Source organism: Actinomycetospora termitidis (assembly GCF_030286555.1).
In the GTDB taxonomy this organism is placed as follows: Bacteria; Actinomycetota; Actinomycetes; order Mycobacteriales; family Pseudonocardiaceae; genus Actinomycetospora; species Actinomycetospora termitidis.
In genome coordinates, this window is the sequence record NZ_JASVWF010000006.1 from 53,424 (window position 1) to 66,413 (window position 12,990).

General features: G+C 74.3%; 13 protein-coding genes. 1 reads left to right on the plus strand and 12 read right to left on the minus strand.

The features are described 5' to 3' along the window. Positions 1-27: 27 nt before the first annotated feature. From QRT03_RS23300 to QRT03_RS23345, 10 genes are all read right to left on the minus strand, one after another. Entirely contained in the window at positions 28-1,278 is a 1,251-nt protein-coding gene (locus QRT03_RS23300) for a hypothetical protein (RefSeq protein WP_286055476.1), read from the minus strand. After that, positions 1,275-2,306, minus strand: a complete 1,032-nt coding sequence (locus tag QRT03_RS23305; protein WP_286055477.1) for an ABC transporter substrate-binding protein — start codon at positions 2,304-2,306, stop codon at positions 1,275-1,277. The genes QRT03_RS23300 and QRT03_RS23305 overlap by 4 nt, the downstream gene beginning before the upstream one ends. Before the next feature lie 66 nt (positions 2,307-2,372). Next, positions 2,373-2,909, minus strand: a complete 537-nt coding sequence (locus QRT03_RS23310) for a hypothetical protein (RefSeq protein WP_286055478.1) — start codon at positions 2,907-2,909, stop codon at positions 2,373-2,375. A 169-nt stretch (positions 2,910-3,078) separates the two neighbouring features. Then, positions 3,079-3,489: an FHA domain-containing protein gene (locus tag QRT03_RS23315; RefSeq protein ID WP_286055479.1), complete on the minus strand. Its 411-nt coding sequence runs from the start codon at positions 3,487-3,489 to the stop codon at positions 3,079-3,081. Positions 3,490-3,753: 264 nt separating this feature from the next. Next, a complete protein-coding gene (locus tag QRT03_RS23320) occupies positions 3,754-5,166 on the minus strand; it encodes a vWA domain-containing protein (RefSeq protein WP_286055480.1) in 1,413 nt (470 codons plus the stop codon). Continuing rightward, positions 5,163-6,080 carry a protein phosphatase 2C domain-containing protein gene (locus tag QRT03_RS23325; protein WP_286055481.1) on the minus strand — a complete coding sequence of 306 codons (918 nt, stop codon included), beginning with the start codon at positions 6,078-6,080 and terminating at the stop codon, positions 5,163-5,165. Before QRT03_RS23325 ends, QRT03_RS23320 begins: the two co-directional genes overlap by 4 nt. After that, positions 6,077-8,374, minus strand: a complete 2,298-nt coding sequence (locus QRT03_RS23330) for a tetratricopeptide repeat protein (RefSeq protein ID WP_286055482.1) — start codon at positions 8,372-8,374, stop codon at positions 6,077-6,079. Before QRT03_RS23330 ends, QRT03_RS23325 begins: the two co-directional genes overlap by 4 nt. Next, complete coding sequence (locus tag QRT03_RS23335; protein ID WP_286055483.1) at positions 8,371-9,570, minus strand: hypothetical protein; 1,200 nt, start codon at positions 9,568-9,570, stop codon at positions 8,371-8,373. Before QRT03_RS23335 ends, QRT03_RS23330 begins: the two co-directional genes overlap by 4 nt. Before the next feature lie 103 nt (positions 9,571-9,673). Then, positions 9,674-10,075, minus strand: coding sequence for a DUF4189 domain-containing protein (locus QRT03_RS23340; protein ID WP_286055484.1), 402 nt, complete (start codon positions 10,073-10,075; stop codon positions 9,674-9,676). A gap of 83 nt (positions 10,076-10,158) precedes the next feature. Continuing rightward, a complete protein-coding gene (locus QRT03_RS23345) occupies positions 10,159-10,446 on the minus strand; it encodes a hypothetical protein (protein WP_286055485.1) in 288 nt (95 codons plus the stop codon). A gap of 182 nt (positions 10,447-10,628) precedes the next feature. Here QRT03_RS23345 and QRT03_RS23350 point away from each other — a divergent pair, with 182 nt between their 5' ends. Next, positions 10,629-11,090 (plus strand): hypothetical protein, encoded by a 462-nt coding sequence (locus QRT03_RS23350; RefSeq protein ID WP_286055486.1) that lies wholly within the window; start codon positions 10,629-10,631, stop codon positions 11,088-11,090. Positions 11,091-11,107: 17 nt separating this feature from the next. On the opposite strand, the gene QRT03_RS23355 is transcribed toward QRT03_RS23350, so the two are convergent. Together QRT03_RS23355 and QRT03_RS23360 are read right to left on the minus strand one after the other, a co-directional pair. Next, positions 11,108-11,935: a DUF4190 domain-containing protein gene (locus tag QRT03_RS23355; protein ID WP_286055487.1), complete on the minus strand. Its 828-nt coding sequence runs from the start codon at positions 11,933-11,935 to the stop codon at positions 11,108-11,110. A gap of 83 nt (positions 11,936-12,018) precedes the next feature. Next, positions 12,019-12,945, minus strand: a complete 927-nt coding sequence (locus QRT03_RS23360) for a PrsW family glutamic-type intramembrane protease (protein WP_286055488.1) — start codon at positions 12,943-12,945, stop codon at positions 12,019-12,021. Between the last annotated feature and the right edge of the window lie 45 nt (positions 12,946-12,990).

The window sequence follows — 12,990 nt, forward strand, 5'->3', positions numbered from 1 at the left end:
GCGGGAGGCGAGTCGGTCAGGCCGCCGTCATCGGTACTCGCGGACCCGCAGCGCGATCCCGGCGGCGACGGCGAGGGCAGCGAGCACCGCGAGCGCCGTCGGTCCGATGTCGATGCCAGTCAGGGTCCGGCCCGTCGCGTCGATCGCCGACGCTCGCCGGCCCTGCTCGAGGCCGATCGCGTCGGAGACCGACGTCGTCAGGCGGACGAAGGACTGCCGGGACTGCTCCGACCCGGCCCCGTGGTCGTGCAGGGCCGTCCGCCAGCTCTCGACCGTCCCCCGCAGCCCGCCGAGATCCGGGGCCGCGGTCCCGGTGTCGTTGCTCGCCCCGGTCCGGGCGGCGTCGATCAGTCCGCCGGAGCCCAGGACCCGGACGAACGAGGCCTCGATCGTCTGCCCCGGCGTCTCGGCGCTCACCGAGGCGTCGTTGGCGAGGGTGTCGATCTCCACGGCGCGGACCTGCAGCGTCGCGACCCGCGCCTGGCCCAGATCGGCGGCCGCGGCGTTGTGGGCCAGGGCCGCATCGAGGTGACCCGCGGCGATCGGCGCGGCGACGGCCCACCAGCCCGTGGCCACGAGCACGAGCGCTCCCGCCGCGAGGAGCCCGGGGTTGAGGATTCGCCGTGTCCGGCGGGCCTCGCCGACGGACACGACGACGATCGCGACGAGGGTGGCCAGGCCGCAGAGCACGGGCAGCCACGGGAAGCCCGAGGCGCGCTCGTAGTCGTCGGCGAGAGCGGCCCGGCGGCTCTGCTGCACGGCGTCGGCGACCGGGAGGATGGTGGAGCTCATCAGGGCGGTGGCGCTGTCGAGCTGGGCCTGCCCGAGCGTGGGCGACTGGTCGCGCAGGGCGCGGGCGGCGTCGACGGCGGCGGTGTAGCGGGGCAGCTGGTAGGTGATCGTCTCCAGGGCCGCGGTGTCGGGCTCGTCCGGACCGAGCAGGTTCGTGGCGTGGTCGAGACGCAGCGACGCGGAGGTGATGTAGCTGTCGTAGCGGCTCAACTGCGTGAGCGACCGGGTCTGGTCACGACCCAGCCCGGCTGCTGCGGAGGCGTTCGCGCCGTTCAGCGCCTGGTACATCTCCGCGACGTCGTACTCGATCGTGGCCAGTCGGACCCCGGTCTCGCCGGTGGCGTCCGTGCGGGCGTATCCCGCGAGCACACCGAGGACGGCCGTGAGCAGGCACAGCGTCGCGAGGAGGGCCCCGCGGCGCCAGAGGCGGGCCGGGGTCCGTGTCCCGGTCAGGAGCCGGACCGACCGGCGGACGACTCCCGTCATCGCAGACCACTCCTCACCAGGAAGTCGCGGGCGACCGTCGCCTCGTCCTGCCCGTCCAGGCGCACCAGGCGGTTCATCTCGCGGACGGCGCGGACGGACAGCCGGGCACTGAGCCAGTTGCAGGTGCGGGCGAACGCCGGCCCCGACGCCGCGAGGACGGCCCGGGTGACCACCGGGGCCACGTACTGGAACCCGAAGAGGTTCTGCGGGTCGTCGAGCTCCACGTAGGCGGGCGACGCGAGCTCCGGGTCGGTGCTGAACCCGTCGGCGACCTCGGCCTCGCCCGCGTCGAGGGCGCCGTAGGTCTCGTCCGGGGCCACGGCGAAGAACTCGAGGTCGGTGAGCCCGTAGACGGCCCGCATCCCGGCGAGGCCGCTCGTGCGGGTCCGGAAGGGCGGCTGGGCGGCGAGCCGGGCGGCGCCGAGCTGCGCGAGGTCCGGGACGGAGCGCAGCCCGTGGCGCTCGGCCAGCTCGCGGCGGACCACGATGACGTCCGTGTTCTGGAATCGGCAGATCTTGAGCAGCGTCGCGTTCCGACGGGTCGCCTCGTACTCGGCCGCCCGCCGGTAGGTGGTGAGGGCGTCGTCCGTGGGAGAGGCGCCGGCCAGGCTCGAGGCGATCTCCCCGACGTACTCGGGATAGCACCCGATCCGCCCCGCGCCGAAGGCCGAGTCGATCACCTCGGTCCCACCGACGTTCTGCGCGAGGGAGATCGTGAACCCCTTCGCCCGCAGCGCCTGGGCGTAGAGCTCACCGAGCAGGAACTGCTCGGAGAAGTCCTTCGTGCCCAGGGTGACCGTCGGGGTACCGGCGCCGGGCGCCCCGGCCGGGAGGGTGTCCCCGGCGGTCGCCGCGCTGATCTCGGCCGGGCCGGGGACGTCGGCCCGGACAGGACCGGAGGCGCCCGCCGGGCTCGACGGCGTCGGGGCGGAGCACCCGGCGAGGGCCAGCGTCGCGAGGCCGCCCAGGATCGCGACGGCGCTGCGCCGCGAGAGGGGCCGCCCCTGCGGGGCGTCGCTGCTGCTCATGGTCCTACCGTCGCCCTCGGACGGGGTCGGCTTCCAGATGGCGACCATCTGTGCGGATCGGGCGGCTCAGAGCCGGTCGCGCAGCCACCGCGCGTCCGCCTCGGTCAGGTGGCCCCACGCGAGCAGCTCGCGGCGGACACGTGGGGTGGCCCCGGACCCCTTGATGCCCTGGATCCCGTGAGCCTCGAGGAGATCGCGCGCCTTCTTGGCGGCGTTCATGACGGCGTTCTCGCTGACCTCGTCGGTACCGCGCAGCCGGTTGATCAGCGTGGCCGCGTCCTGGTCCCCGAGGATCGGTCCCGACGGGCCCTCCGGGAGGAACTTGGACGCGAGGAGGAAACGGGTGTGCGGGGACAGGGAGTAGCGGGGTGTCGTGGGATCATCGTCCTCGTCCGTCGACGGGGTCGGGAGCGGATCGGGCGGGAGCCGTTCGGTCGTGACCGTGATGGTGATTCGCCGCATCCCCGTCTGGATCCGGAGCACGAGGCCTGGTGGCGAGATGACGCGACTGGCGACGCGCTCTCCTCGCCGGACCGCGATCGGCACCGGCGCATCGTCGGGCACGACGACGTACAGGGCGTGGTTGCCACTGAGATTCCTCACCCACCACAGCCCGTCCTCGCAGAGGAACGAGACGGCCTTCCGGGAGATCGACGTCTGGTCGCCGGTGCACAGATGAATGTCCGCCTCCGACCCGCGGCCGTAGACGATCTCGGTCTGATTTGGCTCGAGGCGCCGGCGCGTTCCCCCATCAACGCTCACGAACAAGGCATTACCTGTCGCGACGGTCGATTCGCTCACGGTCGTTCCCCCCTCCTCCGTCCGCCCGGACGAGGCGCACGAGTGTCCAGAGACCTAACCCGATCGTGTCGCCGGAGGCGAGGAGCTTCGGGCGGTGCGGCTCGACCCGCTCGCGGTTGACGTCGGTGCCGTTGCTCGACCCGAGGTCGAGCAGCGTCCAGCCGTGGGCCTCCCACAGCAGCCGCGCGTGCCGCCGCGAGATCCCCGGATCGGTCGGGGGCCCCGTGAGGTCCAGTTCCGGCAGCGACGGCTCCCGGCGGCTACGGCGACCGATGCGGGTCGACGACGTGGTCAGCTCGACCCGCCGCTCGTAGTCCCCGGGGAACTCGACGCCCTCGTCACGGGCGCCGCTCGCGAGGAAGCGGGCCCGGTCGGAACTCACCACGGCCGTCCACCCCGTCGGCGGCCCGGTCGCGGAGGGGTCCTGGTCGTCCGGGCGTCCGCAGGCCTCGCAGAAGCGACCGCCGTCCCGCGGGGCGCCACAACCCCGGCACGGGACACCTCCGCCGCCCGCGGCCGTCGGAGACGTCGTCGAGGGTGTCGTGGGGGCCGCGGCCGGTGCTGCCAGCTCGAGCCCGCACGCGGGGCAGCACCCGGACCCGTCCGGGCCCGCCGGGTGGGTGCAGGTCGGGACGGCCGTCACGGGTCATCCCTCCGTGTCGCGGGTCTGGACCGGTCGCCAGGTGGTGATGATCTCCAGGTCGAGCGCCTGGGCCCGGCTCGGTCCGCCAGGACGGTAGGTGTCGGTCTCGGGGTCGAAGAGCTCGTCGATCTGTCGGACGAGCTCGTCCTGCCCGATCCCGACCGCCCACTCCCGCGCGACCCGCAGGAGGTCCTCCGCCTCGGCCTCGGCGGCCGGTCCGCGTCCGACGGCGGACATGGCGGCGCGGATCTTCTCCGCGATCCGGTTCTCGGTCTCGGCGCGTTGCACCTGTTCGGCCCGGCCGGTGTCGATGTCCGGGTCGTCGGTCCAGGTCGCGGTGATCCAGGCCTGGTCCTTCCCGTCCTCCCCGCCGGTGGGAAGGCGTCGGAGGAACTGCTGGTCGAGCGTCGTGGTGCTGTCGTCGGGCCAGATCCGGACGAAGTCGACACGCGCCGCGTGCCGGGTCTGGCCGGGGTGGCCGGACGGCACGTCGATGGCGAGGTGGAAGTCGCGCTGCTCCCCGCCCCACGCCCCCGTCGGGTAGAGACCGACCTGTTCGTCCACGTCGGTGCGCCGGGCGGTGAGGTCGACGGCCTCCGGCGCGGACTGCGAGACCAGCCGGACCCGGGCGCCGACCGGGGTCCAGAGCCGCAGCGCGACCTCCGGGACCTCCTTGGCCATCGAGGCCGCCATCATCTCGCGGAAGTCCTCGGCGAGTCCCGAGGCGTCGGCGACACGGCGGGTGGTGCCGTGCATCGCGCTGGAGACGGCGTGCAGTTCGTCGAACCGCCACAGGTCGCCGACGCCCCGGCAGTCGCAGTTCATGACGTCCTTGGTGTCCTCGATCGCGAGGTCGAGGGTCGCCCGCTCCTCGTGTTCATTTCTTCCGTCGGTCAGCAAGATCGTGTGCCGGATCGCGCCCGGGTGGTCGGCGAGCAGCTCGCCGGCGGCACGGAGCCACCGTCCGATGCGCGTGCCGCCCCCGACCTTCGTGACCTCCAACGCGGAGATGGCCTGCGCCCGGCTGGTCGCGTCCGCGGGCACGAGCCCTCCGTCGGTGGGCCAGACCCGCCGGACGACGTCGGTCCCGGCCAGGACGGCGAAGTGGACGCCGTCCCGCATCTCCCGGACCGCCGCCGTCGCGGCCTCGGCGATCGCCCGGTCCGTGCCGGCCGGGTGCGTCGTCGAGGTGCTCGTGTCGATGACGATGACCTCGGCGGCCTCCGGGGTGTCGTCCGGCACCGCGGTGCCCGCGCCCTCGGCGTCGACGCTGACGATGGCGTGGACCTCCTCCGCGTCCCGGGCCAGGTGCAGGGTCTGGTGGACGCGTCCACGGAGCACGAGCCGGTCAGCCGCCTCCTGCTCGACGACGGTCGGGGAGGGTGCAGCGGCCGGCGTGGGTGAGGGGGTCGTCATGACTCCTCCGGGAGGTCGGTGTCGGTGGTCGGGGCCGGGACGTCGATGACGGCGGCCGTGATGTTGTCCAGCTCGGCCCGGTCGAGGGCCTCGCCGACGAGGCGACGGGCGACCGCCAGGGGGTCGTCCGGGGCACTCGCGACGAGTTCGGCGAGGTCATCGGGGCCCCGCAACCGGTTCCACAGGCCGTCGGTGCAGGCCACGAGCACACCGGGCGCGTCCAGGTGCACGGTCGTGACCCGCGGATCGAGCGGGGCGGCGTCGGCGCCGAGCCAGGCCGTGATCGCGTGCCGGCGGCGGTCGCGGGCGGCGGCCGCCTCGCCCAGCGACCCGGTGGCGACGGCTTCGTGGCGCCACGAGTCGTCCACGGTGAGGGGACGGGCGCCACCCTCGGACCGGGGGAGCCAGTACACGCGGCTGTCGCCGACCGACGCCACCGTGGCAGTGCGCCCGACGACGACGGCCGACACGAACGTGCAGGCGGGTGGGAGATCCACCGGGGCCCGCGTGGAGAGTCGGACGACCGCGGACGAGGCCGCCCGCACGGCCGCGCGGCTCGAGGTGTCCGGGTCCTCGACCCCCGTGACGAGCACATCCAGAGCCGCGTCCACGGCGGCCTGGGAGGCGAGGTCCGGACGGGCGCCGCGCGAGACGCCGTCGCACACGACGGTGATGCGCGCGGACCCGCGTCCACCGTCGGACACGCTGCGGATGCCGACGGCGTCCTCGTTGTGCCGGTGCCGGACGCCCCGGTCGCTGACCGCCCCGAGCCGGTCGGCGACGAGTTCGACCCGGTCCCGGGGGTCCGGTCGACGGGCACCGCACGTCTCGCAGAACCGATCGTCGGGATGGACGGGCGAGGTGCAGTCGGAACAGCTCGCCCAGCCGTGTCCGGTCGACGGCGGGCGGGTCACCACAGGCTCCAACGGCGCACGGCGTTGGCGGCGTCGACGTGGGCGTCCCGCGTCGCACGGTCGCCGGGGAGGGCGGCCGCGGCACGGTGGGCGTGCTCGAGGCCGCGACCCAGCCCCTGCGGGGTGAGGGCCCAGCCCAGGACCGTGGCCGGGGTCCCGTCGCCGGCCACGCGCGCGGAGCGGTCGAGACGGGTCCGGCACGCGGTCAGGACCGCGATCGTCGTCAGGGCCCGCCGCCGCTCGTCGACGGCGAGGGGGTCGTCGTGATCGGGGTCGAGGCGCTCCGCCCGCTCGAAGAAGCGGGCCACGACCTCGGGATCCTGCTCGGTGTCGGGGGGCGCCACACCGAGCGCACACAGCGCGGCGTTGCTGGCGTGCCGGGAGGCGGCGGGGACCTCCTGCAGGGCGCGTTCGGCGCCGGCCCGGTCACCTGCGGCGACCCGGCAGCGCGCGAGCCCGAAGGCGGCGCCGACGTAGGCGTGGTCCGTGCGCCACACCAGGTCGAAGTAGTGCAGCGCCCGGGCGCGGTGGCCGTGCCCGTCCTCGTCGGGATCGTCCGACCGGTCCGCCGCCACCGCGAGCAGTTCGGCGCAGTGGGCGAGCGCCAGCTTCGGCGCGGCCTCGCCGGGCATCGACGTCCGGCTCTCCCGGAACTCCGTCTCGGCGTCGACCGGCGATCCGAGGGCGAGGTGGAGGACGCCGCGGACCCACGCGAGGCGCCCCCGGAACGAGGCCGGCCACACGTGGTCGGGGAGGTGATCAGGGTCGGGGAGTTCGGCGAGCAGCTCGTCCAGCGTCGGGCGGGCACCGTCGGAGGCCACCGACAGGTGCAGGCCGGCCCGCACGGCGACGAGCCGGCTCTCCGGTGACGGGTCGGGGACGACGGCGAGGACCGCTCGGACCGACTCGGGGTCCTCGCCCGTGAGCGTCGTGAGCCGTCCGGCGTGTCGGTCCCGGACGTCGATCTGGAGCTCGGGGAGCGCCAGGGCGACCGTCGACGGCGACGCGGTGACGGCGGGGAACGTGTCGGGATCGTCCCCGACGACGCGTGTGGCGCGTCCGAAGTAGAGCGATCGGCCGGGTTCCGGGACACCACCGTCGGCGGTCGCGCGAATCTCGCGCGCGACGGCGCGGAAGGCGTCCGCGTTCTCCTCGGCGGAGGCGAACCGTTCCGCGGGATCGGCGTGGGCGGTCCGTCGGAGCAGCAGGTCGAACGACTCCTGCTCGGCGAGCAGCGGCGCCGTCGCGGGGTCCGGGATGCCGTGCTCGGCGTGCCGGAAGTCGGTGACCGCGACCGTGAGCCGCAGGGCGGTGCGGCCGGCCGTGAAGAGGTCCGCCGGCACCGACGCCGGGGGATCGGTCGGGTCGGCGAAGCCCTGCTTGCGCTGGAGCAGCCCGGTGGCGCCGAGCTCGGTCACGCCGCCGAGGTCGATGATCGTCAGACCGCCGTCGGGGGTCTCCATGAGGTTGTCGTCGCTCAGGTCGTTGTAGGCGAACCCCAGACCGTGCAGGTGCCCGAGGCCGTCGAGGGCCGCGGCCATCCGCTCGCACACGTCCGCCGGCGGGAGCGGACCGTCCCCGGCCTCGATCCGCCGGCGCAGGACCTGGCGGAGCGTCCTGCCGCGCACGAGGTCCATGACGATGTACGGGATGACGAGCTTCTCCTCGTCCGGGCCCGGCGGGTGGTACGGGTGGTCGACCTTGTCGAGGACCTTGACGATGTTCCGGTGGTCGGCGGTGACGAGCGCGCGCAGCTCCTCGCGCTCGAGGGCGGCGGTGCCCGGCAGCCAGGGTTCGCTGACGCCCTTCAGGACGACGTGGTGGCCGCCGAGGGGTTCGTGCCGTGCGAGGTAGGTCCAACCGATGCCTCCGCGGCCGATGGCTCCTCGGACCTCGTACCGCCGGGCGACCAGGGTGCCCGGGGTGAGTGGCGGCCGGAAGTCGAAGGGCCACCGGCACTCCTGGCAGAAGCCGTACGCCCGGCCCGGGCGGCCTCCCCGGGACCGCCCGACCTCGCGCCGGCACTGCGGGTTCCGGCAGAACCGCTTGCGCTCCGGCAGCGCCGGGTTCTCGAGGATCATGTCCTCGGGGTCGTCGGGGACGCCCGAGCGTGGTACCCCGATCGGGCCGGTCGCGGCGCCGCCGGTCGAGCTCGTACGGGGAGACGTGGGAGGTGGCGCGGCGGAGTCCGGCGGCGGTGTGGGCGCCTCGGGTTGCTGCTCGAGGCCGCAGCGCAGGCAGACGCCCTCGTCGACGGCCGCCTTGCCGCAGCCGGTGCACGGCGTGCTCGTCATACCGCCCTTCCTTTCCGACGTCGGTTGACGCCCGCTGCGTAGGCCTGGCCGGCCCGGCGGGCCTCCCGGAGGTCGCACGGCCAATGCCACAGCAGGTCATGGGCGTGGCGGTGGAGCCGGGCGAGGGCGACGTCCTCGGCGAGACCGAGGTCCAGGGCCTTGATCCGATAGGCCTCCAACCGGCCGCGCAGCTCGTCGCGGACCCGCAGCGGATGTCGGCAGGCGACGAGCGCCTCCCTGGCCGCCGTGCCCGCGCGCCGGGCCTCCGCCTCGAGTGCGGGGAGCACGGTCGCGAGCTCCTCCCACGCCGAGGCCGCGACGAGGCGGCGGGCCCGCTCGATCGCAGCCCCGAGGTCCCTCGAGGAGTCGGAGCCCGGGGGCGTCCCGCCGTCGCCCTGGTCCACGATCTTCAGGGCGACCTCGGCGCTGACGAGTGTGCTGCGGCGCCGGATGTCGGCGACGTCGTCGAGGAGACGCTCGACGTCCCCGAGTCGTCGCCCGGCCCGCCGACGGACGTCCGCGAGTTCGGCGAGCCACCGGGTCGCCCGGGCCGCCTCGGCACGCAGCGCCTCGTGCGGTGTCCGATCGGGCTCCCCGTCGACGAGCGTCGACAGCGGGTCCTCGTCCACGACCCGGCGCAACGCCGCCGCCCGTTGCCGAAGCCCCCGGCTCGGGTCGGTCGACAGGGAACCGTCGAAGGCGGCGAAGGCGGTCTCCGCCGCGCGGGCGTCCGCCTCGCACACCGCGACCAGCGGCTCGATGACGCCCAGGGTCGCGACGACGTCGTCGAGGAGCGTCCCGACGTCGCGCACCGCGGCCCGGACCCGCGCGACGAGCTCGGTACGCCCGACCGGGTCGCCGGCGAGCGTCAGCGTCCCGTCGGGGGCGGCCAGCAACGTCATCAGCTCCTCTCGGGCGGACCGGGAGAGGCGACCCCGCGCGGGCATCCGCTCGCGGGCGGCCTCGCAGGTCAACCGGTGGGCCTCGAGGTCCGCGAACGCGTCCGCCCACACCGCCCGGGCCTCGTCCCACCGCCGTGCGGTGATCCCGATAGTGGTGCGCGCTCGCAGCAGCGCCGCGCCGCGGTGGTCCTCCAGGGTCATGAGGAGGTCGGCAAGCTCCTCGTGGTCGGAGTCGGCCGCGGCGAGCGCCGCGTCTGCGGCCGAGCGGGGGTCGAGGGTGGGGGCCGGGTTCATGGCAGATCACGTCCTGGTTCGGTGGCGGGAGGACGATGTCGCCGATTCTCGGCGGGCTGATCGGGATCCGGTAGATGGTCGCCATCTACCTCGGCGGACCGGGTCAGACGTGGTCGCCGCTGCAGGTCCAGGCGATCAGGCGGGCTCCGCGGCCGGCGTGCGAGGCGGCGATGCCGTCCGCGTCGGAGCGGGAGCGTCCGTAGGCCCAGCCCCACCGGCCCGACGGCGCCTGCATCAGCGAGGCGCACCCGTTGGCGACCTCGACCGCGCTCTGGCAGCCCCGCGTGCCGCACTTCCCGCGCGCGGCGGACGCAGCGGCGCTCTCGGAGGAGTAGTTCCAGGCCACGGCCGCGCTGCCGGTCTCCATGCTGAAGGCGATCGCGGACCAGGGACCGGAAGCGGTCTCGGCGGTGGTGGGGACCGCGCTGGCCACCCCGGCGGTGCCGATGGTCAGCAGGGCTGCGAGGGCACCACCGAGGAGGAGGGAGGCGGCGTGACGGCGCATGGTGGTTCCCTTCCACGGGTGGACCGGCGTGGTGTCGGTCCGATGCCGGGAAGACCGGCCGGCGCCGCGAAAGGTTGGGGTGGTCAGGTCGCGGCGTCGCGGAGCGCCTCGTCGAGGGCCCTCCAGGGGCGGCCGTCCGGTGTCGGGGGATGCCGGCACAGCGTCTGCATGGCCGTCGTGACGAGCTCCTCGACCGGAGTCGTCGGTCCCAGGAGGCTGCGCGCGTGCGACCGGATGGCCAAGTGTTCCCGGCGGTAGAAGTCGAGCAGGCAGTCCAGCCGCGCGGTCGTGTCCGCGCTCAGCTCCTGCGGCAGCCACAACGGGTCGAACCGGCGCAGCGTCTGCCGCACCCGTGCATCGTCGTCGTCCATCGGTCTCTCCCTCGTCGTCGCCGACAGGTCGTCGGCACGGGGTAGACCGGCGGCGGGTCGTCAGCGTTGGGGTTCGGCTCGCCCGCGACGGCTCACTCGATCGAGTCGCCTCCGCGCCGCCGGGTTAACAGAGGGGTGCTCCGTGGCGAACCCCCGTCCGACAACGGAGGTCGGGGGACACCATGGGTCGGCATCTTCAGCGCACGTCGCGCCACGGCGTGCGACCTGCCCAGCTCGCGCTCGGTCTCGGTGCGCTCGCCGCGATGGTCGGCGGCAGCGGGGCGGCCGTCGCGCTCCAGTCCGCCCCGGCCGAGGCGTCCGCGCCGATCGCGCCGGCGGCCTCCGTCGCTCCGGTGGTCCTCACGACGGCCCCGACGGCGCCGCCCGTGCCTCGCACGACGGCGAGGCCCACGAAGGTGCCGAAGGTGGAGACGTCGAGGACGGCCACGACGAAGGCCACCGCGACGAAGGCGTCGAAGAAGGCCACCCCGATCTGCGACCTCAGCGGCCCGCCCGAGTTCGGCGACCCGGCCCACCCGAACGTGATCACCAACCGGAACTGCGGCTACGTCGACGCGCAGGGCCGCGAACGCTCGCGCGACCGCTGGATCGACGATCAGTTCCTCGACGCCGCCGCGAACTGAGCTTTCTGGACCGGCCGCTATTCCCCGCAGTAGCCGTCGCCGTCGCCGTCGCGCTCGCCGGGCAGGCACGGATGGCCGGAATGACCGGAGCGAGCCTTCGTCCGCGGCGCCGGCACGTACGGGCGGTCGACGTCGTCGTCCACGTCGGGCTCCGAGGTCGCCTCGGTGGTCGTGGTCGGCGCGGGCGCCTCGGTGGTCGTCTCCGCCGCGGCCAGGCAGGTGGCGACATACGACTCGGCCGACATGTTCCGCCAGGTCTCGGCGTAGTCGCGGCCGTCGGCGAGGGTCATGACGACGGGTTGGAAGCCCGCCGGTACGGCGGTCGGGGTGTCCGTGTGCGCGGCGTCCGGGGCAGCGATCGACACCTGCTGACCGGTGACGAGCTTCGACGCTGCGGCCGTGTCGGTGCCCGTCCGGCACGGATCGCTCGACTCCTGCCCCTGCATCATCGTCACGTGCAACCGACGGCCCGCGGTCGTCACCAGGTTGTCGGGGGACTGCACCGTCGCGACCGTGACGGAGGCGGGCAGCGCGTTCGGGTCCACGGGCGGCGCGGTCTGGACCGCCTGCTGGAAGCCCTCCTGTCCCTCGGCGCTCATCAGGCTCCCGATGAACAGCGCCAGCACCGCCATCACGAGGCCGACGATCGCCTCGCGCTTACCCGGCCGTCCTCCTCGGGCCCGCACCAGGGCGATCACGGCCAGGACGATCACCACGAGCGCGAGGAAGACCGCGAACGAGTGCGCGAAGAAGCTCAGGATCAGGGCCAACAGACCACCGAGGACCGCGATCGCGGCGAGGCCGCTGGTCTCCTGCTGTCGCTGCGGTTGCGCGTGCCGCGTCATCGAGTCCCCCCTGGACGTCCCCCGTTCGAGCAACGACGTCGGGCCCGGCGGGTGACGGACGAACCGGATCTCCGGCGCAGGTCCTACCTCGCGTGACGTCCCGCCACGCCAAGACCGCCACCCGACGCGAGGGACGGCAGGGCGACCGGCATGGTCGGCGGGTCGACGATCGGGACCTGCTGCGGCGCCGGCGAGCCGAGGAGGCCGATCCGGGCGTAGCCGAGGAAGAGCAGCACGCTGACGAGGACGATCAGCACGGCGACGAAGCCGCCGGCCGCGTAGTCGTACACGCCGTGCAGCAGGGCGGTCGCGCCGAGCCCGACGGCCGTCAGCGCCACGATGTGCCCCGGACGCCGGTACTGCGCGGCGAGCCCGACGAAGTAGCCCGAGACCCCGGCCCACAGCGCGTGGAGCAGCGGGCCCACGACGAAGCGCCACACGGACGCCAGGGAGGCGTCGACCCCGCCGCCGGAGACCAACGGGATGTACTCGGTGACGTAGGTGACCGCCTCGGCGGCGCCGAACACCAGCCCGCTCACGGCGCCGAGGAAGAGGGCGTCGCGCGGGGCCAGACCCCGCCGGCGGACGTAGAGCGCGAGCGCCACGACCGGGAGCAGCTTGGCGAACTCCTCCGGGACGCCGACGGTCAGGATGCTGAGCGCCAGGTCGTCGGTGTCGGAGTCGAGCGCCCGCTCGAGGACGATCGCGAGCGGGCCCTCGACGACGAGCGCCGCCACGCAGAGCACGGCGAGCAGACCGCCCGACACCGCCTGCGGGCGCACGAGCATCCACAGCACGCCGAACCATGCGGCGGCGAAGTACGCGGCGAACATCCACGCCTGGTCGGTGCCGCCGGAATCCTGCGTGAGGAAGCGGGCCAGTACCGGCACCAGGGCGAGCCCGACGAACAACCACGTCGTCCACGCGCGCACCACCGGGTGGCGCACCCAGGCGCGGAACGGGAACAGGAGCCCGACGTCGGGAAGGCGTTCGGAGGAGGGAGCGGTCACGGGAGGACTCCGGAGCTGGTGTCGGCAGCACGGCCGACCCCCGAC

Coding starts and splice junctions, on each gene's coding strand:
- QRT03_RS23330 (WP_286055482.1), bottom strand. CDS start 8,374: ATGACGAGCACGCCGTGCACCGGCTGCGGCAAGGCGGCCGTCGACGAG.
- QRT03_RS23300 (WP_286055476.1), bottom strand. CDS start 1,278: ATGACGGGAGTCGTCCGCCGGTCGGTCCGGCTCCTGACCGGGACACGG.
- QRT03_RS23355 (WP_286055487.1), bottom strand. CDS start 11,935: ATGACGCGGCACGCGCAACCGCAGCGACAGCAGGAGACCAGCGGCCTC.
- QRT03_RS23305 (WP_286055477.1), bottom strand. CDS start 2,306: ATGAGCAGCAGCGACGCCCCGCAGGGGCGGCCCCTCTCGCGGCGCAGC.
- QRT03_RS23345 (WP_286055485.1), bottom strand. CDS start 10,446: ATGGACGACGACGATGCACGGGTGCGGCAGACGCTGCGCCGGTTCGAC.
- QRT03_RS23340 (WP_286055484.1), bottom strand. CDS start 10,075: ATGCGCCGTCACGCCGCCTCCCTCCTCCTCGGTGGTGCCCTCGCAGCC.
- QRT03_RS23350 (WP_286055486.1), top strand. CDS start 10,629: ATGGGTCGGCATCTTCAGCGCACGTCGCGCCACGGCGTGCGACCTGCC.
- QRT03_RS23335 (WP_286055483.1), bottom strand. CDS start 9,570: ATGAACCCGGCCCCCACCCTCGACCCCCGCTCGGCCGCAGACGCGGCG.
- QRT03_RS23320 (WP_286055480.1), bottom strand. CDS start 5,166: ATGACGACCCCCTCACCCACGCCGGCCGCTGCACCCTCCCCGACCGTC.